Annotated in this window: 17 protein-coding genes; 6 read left to right on the top strand and 11 right to left on the bottom strand. The window is 58.9% G+C overall.

The genetic code is table 11. The features are described from left to right. Positions 1 to 13 precede the first annotated feature (13 nt). A complete protein-coding gene (locus tag KXD86_RS04215) occupies positions 14 to 784 on the bottom strand; it encodes an SDR family oxidoreductase (RefSeq protein ID WP_218634818.1) in 771 nt (256 codons plus the stop codon). A gap of 135 nt (positions 785 to 919) precedes the next feature. Between KXD86_RS04215 and dusA the strand changes: the two genes are divergently transcribed. The 5 genes from dusA to KXD86_RS04240 all read left to right on the top strand — a co-directional run bounded on the left by dusA (position 920) and on the right by KXD86_RS04240 (position 5,458). Then, positions 920 to 1,963, top strand: coding sequence for a tRNA dihydrouridine(20/20a) synthase DusA (dusA, locus tag KXD86_RS04220; RefSeq protein WP_218634819.1), 1,044 nt, complete (start codon positions 920 to 922; stop codon positions 1,961 to 1,963). A 117-nt stretch (positions 1,964 to 2,080) separates the two neighbouring features. After that, positions 2,081 to 3,046 (top strand): transaldolase, encoded by a 966-nt coding sequence (gene tal, locus KXD86_RS04225; RefSeq protein ID WP_218634820.1) that lies wholly within the window; start codon positions 2,081 to 2,083, stop codon positions 3,044 to 3,046. Between the two features lie 32 nt (positions 3,047 to 3,078). Beyond that, on the top strand, positions 3,079 to 3,525 hold the full coding sequence (locus tag KXD86_RS04230) for a tellurite resistance TerB family protein (RefSeq protein WP_218634821.1): 447 nt from the start codon (positions 3,079 to 3,081) through the stop codon (positions 3,523 to 3,525). A 14-nt stretch (positions 3,526 to 3,539) separates the two neighbouring features. Continuing rightward, entirely contained in the window at positions 3,540 to 4,667 is a 1,128-nt protein-coding gene (locus tag KXD86_RS04235) for a 3-deoxy-7-phosphoheptulonate synthase (protein ID WP_218634822.1), read from the top strand. Continuing rightward, entirely contained in the window at positions 4,664 to 5,458 is a 795-nt protein-coding gene (locus tag KXD86_RS04240) for a glycerophosphodiester phosphodiesterase (RefSeq protein ID WP_218634823.1), read from the top strand. Before KXD86_RS04235 ends, KXD86_RS04240 begins: the two co-directional genes overlap by 4 nt. A 7-nt stretch (positions 5,459 to 5,465) precedes the next feature. On the opposite strand, the gene sthA is transcribed toward KXD86_RS04240, so the two are convergent. The 10 genes from sthA to KXD86_RS04290 form a co-directional block, all read right to left on the bottom strand. Then, positions 5,466 to 6,857 carry a Si-specific NAD(P)(+) transhydrogenase gene (sthA, locus tag KXD86_RS04245; protein WP_218634824.1) on the bottom strand — a complete coding sequence of 464 codons (1,392 nt, stop codon included), beginning with the start codon at positions 6,855 to 6,857 and terminating at the stop codon, positions 5,466 to 5,468. A 58-nt stretch (positions 6,858 to 6,915) separates the two neighbouring features. Next, a complete protein-coding gene (gene nqrM / locus KXD86_RS04250; RefSeq protein ID WP_218634825.1) occupies positions 6,916 to 7,164 on the bottom strand; it encodes a (Na+)-NQR maturation NqrM in 249 nt (82 codons plus the stop codon). Positions 7,165 to 7,176: 12 nt separating this feature from the next. Beyond that, on the bottom strand, positions 7,177 to 8,226 hold the full coding sequence (locus KXD86_RS04255; protein ID WP_218634826.1) for an FAD:protein FMN transferase: 1,050 nt from the start codon (positions 8,224 to 8,226) through the stop codon (positions 7,177 to 7,179). A gap of 9 nt (positions 8,227 to 8,235) precedes the next feature. Next, on the bottom strand, positions 8,236 to 9,462 hold the full coding sequence (nqrF, locus tag KXD86_RS04260) for an NADH:ubiquinone reductase (Na(+)-transporting) subunit F (RefSeq protein WP_218634827.1): 1,227 nt from the start codon (positions 9,460 to 9,462) through the stop codon (positions 8,236 to 8,238). Positions 9,463 to 9,499: 37 nt separating this feature from the next. Then, positions 9,500 to 10,108 (bottom strand): NADH:ubiquinone reductase (Na(+)-transporting) subunit E, encoded by a 609-nt coding sequence (nqrE, locus tag KXD86_RS04265; RefSeq protein ID WP_218634828.1) that lies wholly within the window; start codon positions 10,106 to 10,108, stop codon positions 9,500 to 9,502. After that, the gene (locus KXD86_RS04270; RefSeq protein WP_218634829.1) at positions 10,108 to 10,773 is read right to left on the bottom strand and encodes an NADH:ubiquinone reductase (Na(+)-transporting) subunit D; all 666 of its coding nucleotides are present in this window, start codon (positions 10,771 to 10,773) and stop codon (positions 10,108 to 10,110) included. The genes nqrE and KXD86_RS04270 overlap by 1 nt, the downstream gene beginning before the upstream one ends. A gap of 2 nt (positions 10,774 to 10,775) precedes the next feature. Further along, entirely contained in the window at positions 10,776 to 11,579 is an 804-nt protein-coding gene (locus tag KXD86_RS04275) for a Na(+)-translocating NADH-quinone reductase subunit C (protein WP_218634830.1), read from the bottom strand. After that, on the bottom strand, positions 11,572 to 12,780 hold the full coding sequence (locus KXD86_RS04280) for an NADH:ubiquinone reductase (Na(+)-transporting) subunit B (RefSeq protein WP_218634831.1): 1,209 nt from the start codon (positions 12,778 to 12,780) through the stop codon (positions 11,572 to 11,574). The genes KXD86_RS04275 and KXD86_RS04280 overlap by 8 nt, the downstream gene beginning before the upstream one ends. Positions 12,781 to 12,784: 4 nt before the next feature. After that, positions 12,785 to 14,131: a Na(+)-translocating NADH-quinone reductase subunit A gene (locus KXD86_RS04285; protein WP_218634832.1), complete on the bottom strand. Its 1,347-nt coding sequence runs from the start codon at positions 14,129 to 14,131 to the stop codon at positions 12,785 to 12,787. A 350-nt stretch (positions 14,132 to 14,481) separates the two neighbouring features. After that, the gene (locus KXD86_RS04290; RefSeq protein ID WP_218634833.1) at positions 14,482 to 15,951 is read right to left on the bottom strand and encodes a glyceraldehyde-3-phosphate dehydrogenase; all 1,470 of its coding nucleotides are present in this window, start codon (positions 15,949 to 15,951) and stop codon (positions 14,482 to 14,484) included. Positions 15,952 to 16,186: 235 nt separating this feature from the next. Between KXD86_RS04290 and mfd the strand changes: the two genes are divergently transcribed. Continuing rightward, positions 16,187 to 19,720, top strand: a complete 3,534-nt coding sequence (gene mfd, locus KXD86_RS04295; protein ID WP_228739319.1) for a transcription-repair coupling factor — start codon at positions 16,187 to 16,189, stop codon at positions 19,718 to 19,720. Positions 19,721 to 19,741: the final 21 nt, after the last annotated feature.

A 19,741-nucleotide genomic window follows, 5' to 3' on the forward strand; every position in this document is an offset into this window, starting at 1 on the left:
CAAACCGGGAGGATCAGCCCTGGCGCAGTCTCTTCAGGACCGCCCGCGTCACTGACGCCGGAGCTGAACGGGCCACGGGCCAGAGTGCCTTGAACTGGGCGGAGATGGGCCGATGCAACCTGGGCGAACGTACCTGTTCCCAGACCTCACGGGCGACCTCCTCCGGCCTGAGGTTGACGCCGAGGCTGTCGAAAAGGCGCGAGGCACCGGCATTGTCATGGACCATGGCGGTTTTCACGAACGGCGGCATAAGGTCACAGACCCGGATTCCATGTGGCTCCCACTCGATATCCAATGCCTCCGTCAAGGCACGGACGGCGTGTTTGCTCGCCGAATACGAGGCAAAGTCGGGAATGCCATAGGCCGCCGATGCCGAACTCATGTTCACCACCACCGGGCGGGAAGTGGCCTTCAGATAAGGGAAGGCCACGTGCAGGACGTTCATGAGCCCGATGACATTGACCTCAACCACCGCCTTGTGGGAGGCCATATCGATGTCCTCGAAGGCCCCGACCCGCAGGATTCCCGCGTTGTTGTGCAGGACATCAAGGGTACCACCAGTGTGCCGGGCGAAATCCGCAAGCGACCGGGCCACCGAAGTCGGGTCCGTCACATCCATAAGGTGAATGGAACAGGCCCCTTCTTCCAGTTCTGACTTGAGCGCTGCCAGGGCCTGCTCATCCCGATCGGCGGCACCGATGAACCAGCCTTTGGATGCAAACAGCCGGGCCGTTTCCCGGCCGATTCCGGCGCCCGCGCCGGTGATGAAGATGGATTTCCTCATGCCCGTTCCTTTTCCCTTCCAGACTCATTTCGATGAAGCCCTGCATGAACTTCGCGCCAAACACTTACGTAAACACTGCTGCTTTGTTGATACAATGACCGATCAGGACAAACTTACTGACCAAACGAATTCATTATGCCTTACAGCCCTGGACAATCTCTGCCCTCGACTCCGTACGGTTCCGACACGATTTCAAGACGCTTTTGCGTTGCCCCGATGATGGATTGGACCACGAGCCACTACCGTTACCTGGCCCGACTGCTGAGCCGCAACGCCCTGCTCTACACGGAAATGGTGACCACGGGTGCGCTGATTCATGGCGATACCGAACGGTTCCTGCGCCACGACCCGGCGGAGTACCCGCTGGCGCTGCAACTGGGGGGCAGTGACCCCGCCGAGTTGGCACATTGCGCCGCTCTGGCGGAGCAGTTTGGCTTTGACGAGGTCAATCTCAACGTGGGCTGCCCCAGCGACCGGGTCCAGAACAACATGATCGGCGCCTGCCTGATGGGGCATCCCGACAAGGTGGCTGAGGGCGTGAAAGCAATGATCGAGGCCACCAGCCTTCCGGTGACGGTCAAGCATCGCATCGGTATTGATGGCCGGGAATCCTGGGAAGACCTGTGCGAATTCATTGAAAAGGTTGCGGCAGCGGGTTGCCGGACCTTCATTGTTCATGCCCGGATCGCGATTCTGGAGGGACTGAGTCCGAAAGAGAACCGCGACATTCCACCGCTGAAGTACGACTGGGTGTACCGCCTCAAACAGACCTACCCGGAGCTCGAGATCATCATCAACGGTGGCATCAAGACCTTTGACGAGTGTCACGGGCACCTGGCCCACACCGACGGCGTGATGCTGGGCCGGGAGGCCTACCACAACCCCTGGCTGCTGGCAGGCGTGGACGCCGAGTTCTTTGGCGATGCCTCACCAGCGCGCACCCGCCATGACACCTTGAGGGCCATGATCCCCTTCATCCAGAGTGAACTTGAGCGCGGCGTGTTTCTCACCCACATGTCCCGACACCTGCTCGGCCTGTTCCACGGTGTCCCCGGGGGACGCCAGTTCCGTCGATACATCAGTGAGAACGCTCACAAACCGGGCGCCGGGATCGAGGTCCTGCAGGCGGCACTTGAGAAAGTCCGTGAGCCGGAAACCGCCGTCATTGCGGAAGCTTAATCGTCCCCATACCTTTTGTTGTCTTGTTCCTGTCAGACCAGCCCGTTATTGTAGGTGAAAGGCCAGCATCCGGGAGTCGGATGCATCAATAACCGATCAACCGGGACGACAGGACGAATGACGAATAAGCTTGAACAACTGAAAACCATGACCACCGTGGTTGCCGATACCGGTGACCTCGACGCCATCGCCAAATGGCGGCCGGAAGACGCCACGACCAACCCTTCCCTACTGCTGAAAGCGGCGGCCTCGGACGGCTATCGTCCCATGCTGGACAAGGCCGTCGCCGAAGCCCGACGTCACGGCGGCTCCGATGCCGAACAACTGACCATGGCCACCGACAGCCTGGCGGTGCTGGCAGGGCGGGAAATCCTGAACCTGATTCCCGGCGTGGTGTCCACCGAGGTCGACGCCCGACTTTCGTTTGATACCGCCGGCACACTGGAGCGGGCCCGCCGCCTCGTTGATCTCTACGACAAGCACGGTGTCGATACCAATCGCGTCCTGATCAAGATTGCCTCCACCTGGGAGGGCATTCGGGCGGCCGAGCAATTGGAGAAGGAAGGCATTCGCTGCAACCTGACCCTGCTCTTTTCCTTTATCCAAGCTGCTGCCTGCGCCCAGGCCGGCGCCTTCCTGATCTCGCCATTTGTTGGCCGGATTCTGGACTGGCACCTCGCCACGTCCGGGCGGGACAGCTTCCCCGCAGCCGAAGACCCGGGCGTCCTGTCGGTTTCAAGGATCTATAATTATTACAAGGCCAATGGCTACGATACCGTGGTCATGGGGGCGAGCTTCAGAAACATCGGCGAGATCGAAATGCTTGCCGGGTGTGACCGATTGACCATCAGCCCCGCGCTTTTGCAGGCGTTGCAGGACGACACCAGTGAGCTGACGCGCAAACTGTCTGCCAACGGTGCCACTTCACCCGACCGGCCCGGCACTGTTAACGAGCGGATTTTCCGCTGGGAATCCAACGAAGACGCCATGGCAACGGAAAAACTTGCCGACGGTATCCGGCGCTTTACCGCTGACCAGATTGAGCTGGAACACCGCGTTCGGCAACTGGCCAAAGCGGCCTGAATTCAATGTGAACGGAGCCTTGCAGTCCCATCATGATAGAGCATCTGAAAAAGCTGTTCGCCGCCCCGGAAACGGCGGCATCGGAACCTGACCCACATCAGCTCGCGGTTGCCGCCACGGCACTGATGGTACAGCTTTCCCGGATCGACCGGGATGAAGACGAGCGGGAAATGCAGACCATCGTGGACTGCGCAGTAAAGGCGCACCAGGTCACCCGGGAAGAGGCGGAAACGATTCTCGCCGATGCCCTCAGCCATGCCGACGACGCGACCTCCATGTACGAGTTCACCGGCCAGATCAATGAGCACCTGGACCAGGCGTCCAAGCAAGCGCTGCTGGAAAGCATCTGGCGGGTGGCGTTTGCCGACGGCCGCATCGACAAGTACGAGGAACACCTGATTCGCCGAATGGCGGACTTGCTGCATCTTAATCATCGGGAGTACATGCAAGCGCGGCACCGGGCGGAGAGCGCCGGTTAAGACGAGGAGACAGCATGCTAGCCATTCTTCACCCCAACACCTCACTGGACAGCGACGCCTATCGCCAGACCATGGATTACCTGGAAAATCTGCCGGGGGTGTCGGTACGGGTTCATGAAGTTCAGGGCGCGAGCCAGCGCCTGACCGAGATCTACCTTCTTGGCGACACCAAGTCGCTGGACAAGGAAGAAGTGGAAGCCTTGCCTGCCGTCGAGCGCGCTATCCGGATTTCCGATGACTACCGGATCCTCGGACGCCATCGGGATGATCGACGCCAGAGCGGCTTTACCTACAACGGGGTTGAGTTCAGCCAGTCCAACCTGAACGTGTTCGCCGGCCTGTGCGCGGTGGATGTGCCCGAGCACGTGGAAATGATGATGCAGGCCCTGGAGGACAATGGCGAGGTGTGCACCCGGATGGGCGCCTACAAGCCGAGGACCAACCCTTATTCGTTCCAGGGACATGGCAAGGGTTGCCTGCCCTGGGTGTTCGAGAAAGCGGGCAAGCATGGCATCAAGGTGATTGCCATGGAGATCACCCACGAAAGCCACATTGAGGAGATCGATACCTGCCTGGAGAAACTCGGGCGCCCGACCGGCGTCATGTTGCAGGTTGGCACCCGTAACACCCAGAACTTCGAGCTGCTCAAGGCAATCGGCCGCCAGAGCACCTATCCCGTCCTCCTCAAACGCGGATTCGGAATCACCCTGAATGAATCCCTGAATGCGGCCGAATACCTGGCCAGCGAAGGCAACGCCAACGTTATCTTCTGCCTCCGGGGAATGAAAACCGAGGCCGGTCAACCTCACCGGAACATGGTCGACTTCGCTCATGTTCCGGCGGTAAAACGACTGACCCGAATGCCAGTTTGCGTTGATCCATCCCATTCCGTCGGAAGCCGGGAAAGGGCGCCGGACGGGGTTCTGGATGTTATGCACGCCACCGCGCAGGGAGTGATCGCCGGGGCCAACATGGTACTCGTGGACTTCCACCCCAAGCCGGAAAAAGCGCTGGTGGACGGACCTCAAGCCCTGCTAATGAATGAGCTTCCGGCCTACCTCGAAGATATTCGTCTCTGCCACGACACCTGGAAGAAACGACAAGCCATCTACCAACGCCTCAAAGGTGAAACCACAGAATGATTGTGTACGGACACAGAGGAGCCAAGGGAGAAGCTCCGGAAAACACCCTGCCCGGTTTTGTCCATGCTTACCGTCACGGAATTCGCCATTTTGAGCTGGATCTGGTGCTTTCCAAAGATGGCAGACCGGTGCTGGTGCATGATCTGACCGTGGACCGCACCACCGGCCGGAAAGGGGAAGTCAGCAGCTACACCGCCGCCGAGCTGGCGGACATGGACGCCCGGCGCAACACCAGCTCCTGGCCCAGGAAGATTGGCATTCCCACCCTGGAGGATCTGCTGGACCAGTTCGACGATCTGCAGCATCTCCAGCTCGAAGTAAAAAAGGACAGCCGGCAAAGACTGAACATCCTTTGCAACCGTGTCACCGAAATCATCCAGCGTCGGAACCTCTATGAGACCGCCGCCATCACCTCGTCAGACACCTGGTTCCTCAAGGAAATCCGGCGTCGAAACAAAAACATACGGATCGGACTGGTCGCTGAACGCAAATTCCCGCGACCACTGAACATGGCCACCCGGCTCGGCTGTGACTACCTGTGCCTGAACTGGAAGTTGTGCTCGAAGGAATTGGTGGCCAACGCCCACCGCAAGGGGTTGCATGTCTCAACCTGGACGGTCAACCGCATCCACGACATGCTTCAACTGGAGGAGATGGGCGTGGACAGCATCATCACCGACTACCCGACCAGCACCCGAATGTTCTTCGATAACCGCGCCAAGGCGCTGTTGTCCCTGCCCACAGCCCAGGCGGACACCCTGTCGGGCGACGAAGCGCTGTCCGCGGGCTGAATCCGGATCAAAAGATCCGGTTCAGGCCGTTCAGGGCGGCAACCCGGTAGGCTTCCGCCATGGTCGGGTAGTTAAACGTGGTATTGATGAAGTAGTTCAGGGAATTGGCGTCGCCTTGCTGGTTCATGATCGCCTGGCCGATGTGCACGATCTCGGCTGCCTGGTCCCCAAAGCAGTGAATACCCAGGATTTCGCGGCTTTCCCGATGGAACAGGATCTTCAACATGCCGACGGCTTCCCCGGTGATCTGGGCCCGCGCCAGGTCCTTGAAGAAAGCCTGCCCGACTTCGTAGGGCACCTTGGCTTCGGTCAGTTCGCGCTCGGTTTTGCCGACTGAGCTGATCTCAGGAATGGTGTAGATACCGGTGGGCACATCCGAGACGAACCGGAAATACTCGTCCCTCACGATGTCTGACGACGCTGACCGCCCCTGATCATAGGCCGCGCTGGCGAGACTCGGCCAGCCAATCACATCGCCTGCGGCGTAAACATTTTCCACTTCGGTACGGTAATGCTCGTCCACCGCCAACTGACCGCGACCATTCGGCACCAGTCCGATGTTGTCGAGGGCGAGGGATTCTGTGTTCCCGCTGCGGCCATTGCACCAGAGAAACGCATCCGCCCGGATCTTCTTGCCCGACTGGAGCGACAGAACCACGCCGTGGTCATCGCCCTCAACCTTCTCATACTGCTCGTTGTGCCGCACCAGCACGCCATTGTTTCTCAGGTGGTAGCTGAGCGCATCCGAGATTTCGTCGTCCAGGAACGACAACAGCCGGCTACCGGGGTTGATCAGGTCCACCTTGACCCCCAGCCCGGCAAAGATCGAGGCATACTCCGATCCAATAACACCGGCACCGTAGATGATCAGTGTTCGCGGTGTGTGGGACAGGTTGAGGATGGTATCGGAGTTGTAGATCCGGTGGTGGCGGAAATCAACGTCAGGTGGCAAATACGGCCGTGAGCCGGTAGCAATGATTGCCTGTTTGAAATGCAGGGTCTCAATCGATTTGTTGCCTCGAATTTCCAGCCGGTGACTGTCGATAAAGGAGGCGCGCCCGTTGATCAGGTCCACGCGGTTACGTGAATAGAACTGGGTTCTCAGTTTAACCTGCTTGCCGATCACCTTCTGGGCGTTCTGGAGGACCCGCGGAAAAGAGAACCAGCGGGGCTCGCCGATATCTCGGAACATCTGGTTGGTGTTGAAGGTAATGATCTGCTTGACCGAGTGGCGCAGGGCCTTGGAAGGAATGGTGCCCCAGTGGGTGCAGTTACCGCCGACGGTGGGCTTGTCTTCGATGATCGCGACACGTTTGCCATGTTTCGTCGCATTCATCGCCGCACCTTCACCGGAAGGCCCAGCGCCGATAACGACGACGTCGTAATGATGTTCTGCCATGCGCGCAGTGACTCCTTATCTACGTCTTGGAAAGGTATTATCAATTATTGAGCGTGTATCAGTGCTTGCCGGCCTTGCTGGCATCGTAGGTGAGGCTCTCGGCCGCCTTGCCCTCGCTGGCCAGGCGTTCATTCTCCTCTTCGCACTTCTGGGTGTTGCCACCGCAAATGTCGCAGGACTGACTGATACCCAGCGCTCCAATCCCTCCGCAGGTGCCGCTGATCGGTTTACGACCCAAAATCACGCCGATGGACATGGCCGCAACCAGCAGCACTACGATAAACAAAACAAGAAGAAAGGTACCCATGTTGCCCTCCCTTTACTGAGTCACAAATGACGAGAATGCCGGCGTCTGATGCGTTTCAAAGCCGTCTTCCGTCCGAATGATGAAATAGGCCGGGATATTCTCCCTGGTGGCGAGCGCTTGCGCCCGCTCAAAGCCCATCACGTTAAAGCCGGTCGCCAGAGCGTCGGCTGTCATGCAGTCTTCTGCGATTACGGTCACCGACGCCAGATTGTGAGCGATCGGCTTACCCGTTTTGGGGTCAATTGTATGGGAATAACGGCGACCATCCGATTCGTAATAGTTACGATAGTCGCCAGAGGTCGCCATAGCACGGCTCTCCAGAGCAATGACACGGTTCACCTGCCGCCCTTCCGGCGACGGCTGTTCGATCGCCAGACGCCATGCGTCCCCGCCCGGCTTGCGCCCACGAACCCGGACTTCGCCGCCAATTTCGACCAGATACGCCTCAATACCTTCACTGTCGAGGTAACGGGCAACCACGTCAACCCCATAGCCCTTGGCAATCGCCGACAGATCAATGTACTGGTGCCCCTCGGTCCGCACTGCGGGCGGCATTTCCCGGAACTCCAGCTTGTCGTGGCCGGTTGCCGCCAGAGCCGATTCCAGCTCCCCATCGGACGGCACCTGATCGGGACGAGCCTCCGGGCCAAAGCCCCAGAGGTTCACGACCGGGCCGATGGTGACGTCGAAGGCACCTTCGGTGAGCGTGGACACCTCATCGGCGCGTTTCAGCACCTCAAACAACGGGTCCGATAGCGGAAACCAGTCCGACTGATCATCCGCGCTGTTGAGCGCCGACAGTTCGGAATCCGGCCGCCAGGTCGACATGGAGGCATCGACTTTTTCCAGCTCGGTTTCGATCCCTGCTGCCAGAGTCTCCAACCGCGACTGGTCCTCGGTCAATACGACATTGATGTGATAGCGGGTGCCGAATACCGGTCCGGAGATCTCCCAGACTTTTTCTTCAGGCTGAAACGAACAACCCGCCAGAGCGGCCGCGGCCAGCACCAATACGGTACTGGCCAGGGCTACCCTGACGGGTCGAAGCATGCAGGATGTCATCTGAGCTGATTAACCCCCGAAGTCATCCAGCATGATGTTTTCATCTTCAACGCCCAGATCCTTCAGCATCTTGATGACCGATGCGTTCATGATTGGGGGCCCACACATGTAGAACTCGCAGTCTTCCGGAGCCGGATGGTCCTTCAGATACTTTTCGTACAGCACGTTATGGATGAAGCCGGTCGGGCCTTCCCAGTTGTCTTCCGGGAGCGCATCCGAGAGCGCCACGTGCCACTCGAAGTTGTCGTTCTCTTCCTGGAGCATGTCGAAGTCTTCCACGTAGAACATCTCGCGGACACTCCGTGCACCGTACCAGAAGCTGATTTTGCGCTTGGAGTTCAGACGCTTCAGCTGGTCGAAGATGTGCGAGCGCATTGGCGCCATGCCGGCACCACCGCCGATGAACACCATCTCGGCGTCGGTCTTCTTGGCGAAGAACTCACCGAATGGCCCCATCACGGTCACCTTGTCGCCCGGTTTCATGTTGAAGACGTAGGTCGACATGATTCCTGGCGGATGATCGGTGCCCGGAGGCGGCGTCGCGATACGGATGTTGAACTTGAGGACGCCTTTCTCCTCCGGGTAATTCGCCATGGAATACGCCCGAATGGTCTCCTCCTTGTTCACACCCCGGTAGCGCCAGATATCGTGCTTGTCCCAATCCTCGTGGAACTCCTCCTCGATATCGAAATCCTTGAAGCTGATATCGTACGGCGGGCACTCGAGCTGGACATAACCGCCAGCGCGGAAGTCGACTTCCTCGCCTTCGGGCAGCTTGAGCACCAGTTCTTTGATGAAGGTGGCCACGTTGTGGTTGGAGATAACCTCGCATTCCCACTTCTTGACGCCGAAGAACTCTTCCGGCACCTCAATCTTCATGTCCTGCTTTACAGGAACCTGGCACGACAGGCGCCAGCCTTCCTTCTCTTCACGATTGGTGAAGTGAGTCTTTTCAGTGGGCAGCATCGCACCGCCCCCTTCAAGAACCTTGCACTTGCACTGGGCGCAGGTACCGCCGCCACCGCACGCTGAGGACAGGAAGATACCCTGGTTGGCCAGGGTACCCAGCAGTTTCCCGCCCGCACCGGTTTTCATGGTGTGTTCGGGATCATCGTTGATCTCAATAGTCACGTCACCGGTGCTGACCAGCCTGGACCGTGCCGCCAGAATCACTGCGACCAGGGCCAGAACGATCACGGTGAACATGACCACGCCGAGAATAATTTCTGTATTCATGGTCTCGCCTTTTCGTTAAACCGAATCACCGGGTGAGTTACAGAGAGATGCCGGAGAAGGACATGAAGCCCAGGGACATCAAACCAACGGTAATGAAGGTGATACCCAGGCCACGAAGACCTTCCGGAACATCGCTGTACTTCAACTTCTCGCGGATGCCGGCCAGCGCAATGATGGCCAGGGCCCAGCCCAAACCAGCGCCAAAGCCATACACGACACTCTCGCCGAAGGTGTAGTCCCGCTCAACCATGAACAGTGACGCACCCAGAATGGCGCAGTTCACGGTAATAAGGGGCAGGAACACACCCAGGGCGGCGTACAGCGCAGGAATGTACTTGTCCAGAACCATTTCCATGATCTGAACAATCGCCGCGATTACACCAATGTACGTCAGCAAGCCGAGAAAGCTCAGATCGACGTTCGGCAAACCGGCCCACTCCAGCGCGCCTTCACGCAGGATGCTGTTATACAGCAGGTTGTTCACCGGCACGGTGACGGTCAGTACGACGACAACGGCAATGCCAAGACCGGTTGCAGCCTCGATCTTCTTGGAGATCGCCAGGAAGGTACACATCCCGAGGAAGAAGGCCAGTGCCATGTTTTCAACGAAAATGGCCTTAACAATCAGACTGATATAGTGTTCCATCAGAAGGCCTCCTTGGCGGTATGGCGAGACATCTTGTAATCCGCCTCTTCAACCTGCTCCGGCTTCCAGGTACGAAGTCCCCAGATCGCCAGTCCGATAATGAAGAACGCGCTCGGCGGCAACAGCAGCAGGCCGTTCGGAATGTACCAGCCGCCTTCGTTCACGGTCGGCATCAGGGCGACACCGAACAGCGAACCGGCACCCAGCAGTTCCCGGAAGAACGCCACGAACAACAGGAGAACGGAGTAGCCCAGACCGTTACCGATACCGTCGAGGAAGCTCAGGTACGGGCCGTTTTTCATGGCGAAGCCTTCAGCACGGCCCATGACGATACAGTTGGTAATGATCAGGCCAACAAAGACCGACAGCTGCTTGCTGATCTCATAGGCGTAGGCCTTGAGAATCTGGTCGACCACGATAACCAGTGACGCGATGATCGTCATCTGAACGATGATCCGGATACTGCCCGGGATCTGGGTCCGTACCAGCGACACCGCCAGGTTGGAAAATGCGGTAACCGCGATAACCGCCAGGCACATGACGATGGTCACGTTCATGCTGGTGGTTACCGCCAGGGCCGAACAGATACCGAGAATCTGCAGGGCAATGGGGTTGTTACTAAATATTGGTTCGAAGAGAACCTGTTTGGCTGATGCATCTGCCATGATCAGACCTCCCCTTCACGAAGTTTTTGCAGGAACGGCGCATAGCCCCGGTCACTCATCCAGTAGTTAACCAGCTGCTGGACACCACGGCTGGTCAGAGTTGCTCCGGAAAGCGCATCGACCTTGTGCTCTTTGTCGGCCGCATCCGCACTGACGCCACCCTTGACCAGACGGATCTGGGGTTCGGTCAGCTCACCGTCATAGACCTCTTTGCCAACCCACTGCTTTTTCCAGCGTGGGTTGTCAACTTCACCACCCAGACCCGGTGTCTCCGCGTGGGCGTAGAAACCAAGACCTTCGACGGTATTCAGGTCACCCTCCAGTGAGATGAAGCCGTACAGGGTGGACCAGAGACCATAACCGTGAATCGGAAGCACCACGCGGTTCACCTTACCATCTTCACTCATGGTGTAGACCTTGGCGATGTCCGGACGGCGCTTGATGCCGGCCTTGTCTTCTGAGGCAGGAATATCGGTCGACAGTTCCGGATCCGAGGCCGCCTTGTACATGTCGTACTTCATCGGGTCCTTGACACCGACGACTGACGGCTCGACGTACTCACCGGTATTCAGGTCAACCAGACGTACCTCGAAGCGTTCGAACAGCGCTTCGATATCCTGTGCACTCGCGCCCTGCGGCAGCATACCGGCCGCCGACAGGATGTTGGTCTTGATGTCCAGGTTCTGGTTCTGGATCTGGGCAGGGCGAAGCAGTACCGCTGCCGTGGATACCACGACAGAGAATACGATACTCAGCACCAGCGCAACGATCAGTGTGCGGGAGACGGTTTCTTTAGCTTTAGCCACGAGCAAGCCTCCGTTTGATGTTGGCCTGAACCACGTAGTGATCCATCAGCGGTGCGAACAGGTTTGCGAACAGGATGGCCAGCATGATGCCTTCCGGGAACGCTGGGTTGACCACACGGATCAGGACCGTCATGACGCCAACCAGAATACCGAAGCACCAGCGACCGGTATTGGTCATGGCCGCTGAGACCGGGTCAGTCGCCATGAACATCATGCCGAAGGCAAAGCCGCCCATAACAAGGTGCCAGTGTGCCGGAATGGCAAACATCGGATTCGTTTCGGAACCGACCAGGTTAAACAGCAGGGAGGTCGCGATCATACCAATCAGCACACCACCGACGATCCTGTAGCTGGCAATTTTCATCACCAGCAGGATGATACCGCCGATCAATACCGCCAGCGTGGAGGTTTCACCCATGGAGCCCTGGATGGTCCCCATGAATGCGTGCATCCAGCCGATCTGCTCTTTCAGCGCATCCAGGCCGCCACTTGCCGCCCAGCTCAACGCTGTCGCGCCACTGAACCCGTCGACTGCGGTCCAGACGGTGTCGCCCGAGATTTGCGCCGGGTAGGCGAAGTACAGGAACGCACGACCGGTCAGCGCCGGGTTCAGGAAGTTCTTGCCGGTACCGCCGAATACTTCCTTGCCGATCACGACACCGAAGGTGATACCCAGGGCCACCTGCCACAGGGGAATGGTGGGCGGGCAGATCAGGGCAAACAGTACCGAGGTGACAAAGAAGCCTTCGTTGACCTCGTGGCGACGCACGGTGGCAAACAACACTTCCCAGAAGCCACCCACGACGAAGGTCACGAAGTAGATGGGCACGAAGTAGGCCATGCCGTAGACAAAGTTGTCCCAGAGGCCCGCTCCCGCTCCGGTCACCGCCAGAGCCTGAATGAACGCAGTGCGCAGGCCGCCGTCACCGACCATCGCATCCGGGTTGGACGCCAGGAAGCTGTTGGCCTGAAAGCCGATATTCCACATGCCGAAGAACATCGCCGGGAAGGTACACAGCCACACCGTGATCATGATGCGTTTCAGGTCAACGCCATCGCGTACATGAGCCGTGGTGGACGTTACCTTGCCCGGTGTGTAGAAAATGGTATCGACGGCTTCGTACAGGGCATACCAGCGCTCGTACTTGCCACCTTTTTCAAAATGATGCTCGATTCCATCGAGAAACTGTCTGATAGCCATCGTATTAGCCCTCGATCTCGATTCGGGTCAGATTCTCGCGGAGAATCGGACCGTATTCATATTTACCCGGGCACACGAAGGTGCACAGCGCCAGATCCTCTTCATCCAGCTCCAGCGCCCCCAGCTTCTGGGCCATTTCGGTGTCGCCAACAATCAGCGAACGCAGCAACTGGGTCGGCAGGATGTCCAGGGGCATGACCTGCTCATAGGCACCGACCGGCACCATGGCGCGTTCGCTGCCATTGGTGGTGGTGGTGAAATTGAACAGCTTTCCGCCAGTCAGCTTGGACAGGTAGATATTCAGTACGGAGAACTTGTTGGGGCCCGGCGAGAGCCAGCCCATGAACTCGCGCTTGGTACCTTCTTCCAGCACCGAGATCTGATTGGCAAACCGTCCGAGGTACGCGCAGGGACCGTCGCCCCGGCGGCCACCGAAAACCGAACCGGAAATTGCACGAACTTCGCAATCGGTCGCCACTTCGCCTTCGAGCAGCTCCGGCAGACTCGCACCCAGGCGGGTACGCACCAGGCGCGGCTTCTGCGCTTTCGGGCCGCCGATCGCAACAATGCGCTCAACCGGAACTTCACCGGTTTCGAACAGTTTGGCGATGTCGATCACGTCCTGGTAATTGATGGACCAGACGGTCTTGCTGCCGGACACCGGATCCAGGTGATGAATGTGGGTGCCCACATTCCCAGCCGGGTGTACGCCGTCGAACTGGTGTACTTCGATGCTGTCTGTCTTGGGAACCGCGATATTAGAGCCGGGTTTGCCCGTGACGAACACCTTGCCGGACGTCAGTTTGGACAGAACCGTCAGACCCTGCTCGAAGGCCTTGCTGTTCTCACCGATGATGACGGTCGGGTCGGCAGCCAGCGGATTCGTATCCATCACGGACACGAAGATGGAATGGGGCGCGCTGTCGATCTCGGGGACTTTGCTGTAGGGACGGGTTTTAAACGCAGTCCACAGTCCGGACTCAACCAGATTGTCCACTACCTGCTGGCGTTCCAGGCCGGCAAGATCCGCGTCGCTGTATCGGGCATAGGTCTCTGTGTCGTCGCCATCGATTTCGATAACGATCGACTGAAACACGCGACGCTCACCGCGGTTGATTTCTTTCACCACGCCGGCAGCGGGTGATGTATAACGAACGCCTTCGGTCTTCTTGTCCGTGAACAGCAGCGTGCCGCGCTTGACGCGGTCCCCTTCTTTCACAGCCATCGTCGGCTTCATGCCGTTGTAGTCAAAACCGATCAACGCCACGTGGCGAACGGGTTTGCCCTCTGTAATGGTCTGTTCGGGAGCGCCGCTGATGGGAAGATCCAGGCCTTTCTTGATCTTGATCATTAGCCTCATCCAATCATCAGAAACTATTCTATGGATTTGTAACGTCCGGCCCCCGCGACCCAGATTTCCTCTCCGGTTTGCACCAGGCGGTAGCCCCAAAGTAGCGAAAGCGATAACCGCCAGAATGCGGCCCAAGCTTCGACGCAGGAAAAGATGAGAAACTGGGTGCCAGACATACCCAAAATCGCGCCAATTATAGAGATTAAGGAAACCTATTTCCACCAGAAACCGGAACAGGTTTGTGCCCGAACGTAAACCTCACAGAGCACAGTTTCCACAAACAAAAACCCCGGCAACTCTCGTCGCCGGGGTTTTCGAAGACGTTACGCGCCAACTAGGGCTCGTTTCGATCAGTCCCTCGCACGTTTCGGGAAGATCGGATACGTAACGCCGGCCATCTGGTTCACAACGCGCACAACCTGCGCACTGTAACCAAACTCGTTGTCGTACCACACGTACAGGATCAGGCGCTTACCACCGGCGATGGTGGCCTGGGCGTCGACCACGCCCGCGTGACGGGATCCCACGAAGTCCGTGGAGACCACTTCCGGCGAATTCACGAAATCGATCTGCTTCTGCAGCTCCGAGTGCAGCGCCATGTCGCGCAGGTACTCGTTGACACCCTCAACGTCTACATCCTTCTTCAGGTTGAGGTTGAGGATCGCCATGGACACGTTCGGAGTGGGAACGCGGATCGCGTTACCGGTCAGCTTGCCCTTCAGCTCGGGCAGAGCCTTGGCAACCGCTTTCGCTGCGCCCGTCTCGGTGATAACCATGTTCAGGGGCGCACTGCGACCGCGACGGCTGCCCTTGTGGTAGTTATCGATCAGGTTCTGGTCGTTGGTGTAGGAGTGCACCGTTTCCACGTGACCATCTTCGATGCCGTACTCGTCATCAATGGCCTTCAGGACAGGCGTGATCGCATTGGTGGTACAGGACGCCGCCGACAGGATCTTGTCGTCGTCCGTGATCCAGTCGTTGTTGATGCCATACACAATGTTCTTGATGTCACCCTTGCCCGGCGCAGTCAGAATGACGCGGCTCACGCCCTTGGACTTCAGGTGCAGACCCAGACCGGCTTCGTCCCGCCACTTACCGGTGTTGTCCACCACGATGGCGTTGTTGATGCCGTATTGGGTGTAATCCACCTTGTCCGGCCCATCGGAGTAGATCACCTTGATGTAGTTGCCGTTGGCGATCAGCGCAGATTCTTCCTCGTTGACGGTAATGGTGCCGTCGAAGGGGCCGTGCACGGAGTCACGACGCAGGAGGCTGGCACGCTTCTCGAGATCGTTCTCGGCGCCGCCGTTACGCACCACAATGGCTCGCAGACGCAGGTTGTTGCCACCGCCGGCCTTCTCGATCAGGATCCGGGCGAGCAGACGGCCGATACGCCCAAAGCCGTACAGCACCACGTCCTTGGTGTCATTGTTCGCGTCTTCTTCGGACTGCGCCGCGTACTGTCCAACCACCGGGCCGATTTCACGCTTGAGGAACTCGACCAGATCGCCGCCCTCTTCCTTGAACTTGACCGCCAGTTTGCCGATATCCACGTGGGCACGACCGAGTTCAAGCGAATCCATCGCCTGCAGGATAGGCAGAGTGTCGTGCACAGACAGCTCACTGTCCTCCACCTGACGAACAAACCGGTGGGCACGGATGATGTCGATCACGGACTGGTTAATGATTGCGCGACCGTAGACGGACGTTACCACGTTGTTCTTGCGGTAAAGGCGGCCGATCAGCGGAATCATGGTTTCCGCGGTGGACTCTCTTTCCGTCCAGTTAGACAGGTGCTGATTGATCTGTTCGTGACTCACGGTTGGGACCTCTGTGTAACACTGGGAAGAATTTTGGGGGCATATTATCCAATTTAAATTTCCCAACGGCAAATACCGACTGATTACACTTCATTTAATGCACTCCCTCAGCCCTGGCTTGGGACCCGCCGAAGCCACCTGGCCCTCATGGCGACCATGACACCACCCGGCTCCGGCGTTAGAATACGCGCCTCTTCCTCTCCCGGTCACCCACAGCAGGAGAACATAACAGCCCATGAGCCAAGGTGCATCCATGCCAGACCTGCGTCCCACGCTGATCGCCCCGGCATTCCCCAATAAACCGGCGGACCACCGAACGTGGGGCCAACTGCACGGCAGCAGCGACGCCTTGGCCATCTGCGAAACGGCCCGTGCTCACCGGGGACTGACCCTGGTCATCACCCGCAGCACCAACGACGCAATCCGCCTGGAACAGGCCATGCGATTCTTTCTCGGCCTGCCGGCCGACGAGGAAGGCGCCGCCATCACCCGGGACGGGCTTGAGCTGTTGTCACTGCCGGACTGGGAGACACTGCCCTACGACCTGTTTTCGCCGCATCAGGACATCACCTCCCGGCGCATACGCACACTGCATCGCCTGCCATCGACCAGTCACGGCGTTCTTGTGGTGCCGGCACGAACCCTGATGCACCGCCTGCCACCGGTAACGTACCTGCAGGGCAACACGCTGTTGCTTGAGGTCGGCCAGTCTCTGGATATCGACACCTGGCGCCTCAACCTGGAATCGGCCGGCTATCGGCATGCGGAAAACGTCTACGAGCATGGCGAATACGCGGTCCGGGGGGCAATCCTGGACATATACCCGATGGGCTCCAACCTGCCCTACCGCATCGACCTGTTCGACGACGAAATCGAGACACTGCGCACCTTTGACCCGGAAACCCAGCGATCCATCGATCGCGTGGAGCGCATCGAGCTCCTGCCCGCCTTCGAGTTCCCATGGCACAAGGAGGCCCGGTCAGGTTTCCGGAATCGCTGGTTCGAACAGTTTCCCGATGCGGATAAAGACGCCCCCATCTACAAGGACGTCACGAACGCCATCACCCCGCCAGGCATCGAGTATTACCTGCCGCTGTTTTTTGATGACACGGCGACACTGTTTGACTACCTGCCCGGCCAGACCCAGGTATTCACCGCCGAAGGCCTGAATGACGCAGTCAACCTCTTCGACTCGGAAACCCGTGACCGCTACGAGGACCGTCGCCACGACCGTCTGCGCCCCATCCTGCCGCCAACCCGCCTGTTTCTGCAGCAGGACGAGCTCTTTGGCCACCTCAAAGCCTTCCCGAGGGTGACCACGACCGAAGCGCCGGCCACGGGCCCAGGTACTGAAAACTGCGCCACCGAGAGCCTGCCGGACATCGCCATGGACGGTCGCGCTGCGGATCCCGCCGGCCGTCTCAAGCGGTACCTGAACGACGTCGGCGGGCGTGTACTTATCTGCGCGGAATCCTCCGGTCGCCGGGAAGCCCTGATCGAGAATCTTGGAGACCACCAGCTCAAGCTCGTGACCCAGCAAAGCTGGCAGGACTTCCTGGACGACGAAAACTGCACCCTGGGCATTACCATAGCCCCGATGGAACAGGGGCTGGTCCTTCCCAAACAGCACCTGACCCTGATCACCGAAACCGCCCTGTTCGGGGAGCGGGTTCTGCAGCGCCGCCGGCGCCAGAAACCGACTGAAATAGACGACGCCGGCTACCGCGACCTGTCGGAGCTCCGGATCGGCGCCCCGGTGGTGCACATTGATCACGGCGTGGGTCGCTATCAGGGCCTCGAGACCATCACCGTCGAAGGGGACTCCAACGAATTCCTGATGCTGGAATACGCCGGCGGCTCAAAGCTCTACGTACCGGTTTCCAGCCTGCACCTGATCTCACGCTACGCCGGCAACGACACCGACCATGCGCCCTTGCACAAGCTGGGCAACGAGCGCTGGAGTCAGGCAAAACAGAAAGCCCTGGAGAAGATCCGGGATACCGCGGCCGAGCTGCTGGATGTCTATGCCCGCCGGGAAGCCCGCAAGGGATTCACCTTCGACGACCCCAAAGAAGCCTACCGCGCGTTTGCCGCAGGCTTTCCGTTTGAGGAAACCCCGGATCAGGAAGTGGCCATCCAGGCGGTTATCGAGGACATGACCAGCGAGCGCCCAATGGACCGACTGGTCTGTGGCGACGTCGGCTTCGGCAAAACCGAAGTCGCCATGCGCGCCGCGTTCATGGCGACCTACTCGGGCAAACAGGTGGCGGTTCTCGTGCCCACCACCCTGCTGGCCCAGCAACATTACGAATCCTTCCGGGACAGGTTTTCCGATACCGCGGTCAACGTTGAACTGCTCAGCCGCTTTCGCAGTTCCAGCCAGACCAGCAAGGCCCTCGAAGCCATCGAGGCGGGCAAGGCCGACATCGTCATCGGCACTCACAAGCTGCTGCAGGGCGACATCAAGTTCAAGAATCTCGGCCTTGTCATCATCGACGAGGAGCATCGCTTCGGGGTACAGCAGAAGGAGAAATTCAAGGCCCTGCGGGCGGAAGTAGACATGCTGACCCTGACGGCGACGCCCATTCCGCGCACCCTGAACATGGCCATGGGCCACCTGCGCGACCTGTCGATCATTGCCACGCCGCCAGCCCGACGGCTGTCCGTTAAAACCTTCGTCCGGCAGCGTGACGACGCCATGGTCAAGGAAGCCATCCTCCGGGAAATCCTGCGGGGCGGTCAGGTGTACTTCCTGCATAACGATGTTGCGACCATCGAGAAGAGCGCCGAGGATCTGCGGCGCCTGATTCCCGAAGCCCGTGTCGGCGTAGCCCATGGCCAGATGCGGGAGCGGGAGCTGGAACAGATCATGTCGGACTTCTACCACAAGCGTTTCAACGTTCTGGTGTGCAGCACCATCATCGAAACCGGTATCGACATCCCGAGCGCCAACACCATCATCATTGAACGGGCCGACAAGTTCGGCCTGGCCCAACTGCACCAGCTGCGGGGCCGGGTTGGCCGGTCGCATCACCAGGCCTACGCGTACTTGCTGACACCGCCACCGAAATCCATCAGCTCCGATGCCAAGAAGCGGCTGGACGCCATTTCGGAATCCCAGGACCTGGGCGCTGGCTTTATGCTCGCCACCCACGACCTGGAGATCCGGGGTGCGGGCGAATTGCTGGGCGAGGAGCAGAGCGGGCAGATCGAAAGCATCGGCTTCACCCTCTACATGCAGTTACTGGACGAGGCGGTGAAAGCCATCCGGGAGGGCCGGACACCGAACGCCGACCTTCCGCTGAGCCACGGTACCGAGATGAACCTGCGGATTCCCGCGCTCATTCCGGAAGACTACCTGCCCGATGTGCACAATCGCCTCATGCTCTACAAGCGCATTGCCAGCGTGGAGAACAAAGCCGCATTAAAAGAACTTCAGGTTGAGATGATTGATCGCTTCGGATTATTACCGGAACCGGCGAAGAACCTGATGCGTCAGGCAGAGCTGCGATTGCAGGCTGAAGGTCTGGGCATTGTCCAGGTGGACGCCGGCAAGGAGTGGGCACGACTGGAGTTCGGCGAAACCACACCGGTTGACCCGCTGATTCTGGTTAAAAAAATGCAATCCGCACCAGACCAGTACCGACTGGAAGGCGCCAACAGCTTCCGTTTTCGGCTGAAGGACGCGTCCACCGGTGGTAAACTCGACGGCATTTCCGAAATGCTTGGCGAGCTGGCACCCGCGAAAACGGCTGCAACCGCCACATGAACGCCCGATTCACACTTGGAG

This window comes from Marinobacter arenosus, assembly GCF_019264345.1.
GTDB classification, from domain to species: domain Bacteria; phylum Pseudomonadota; class Gammaproteobacteria; order Pseudomonadales; family Oleiphilaceae; genus Marinobacter; species Marinobacter arenosus.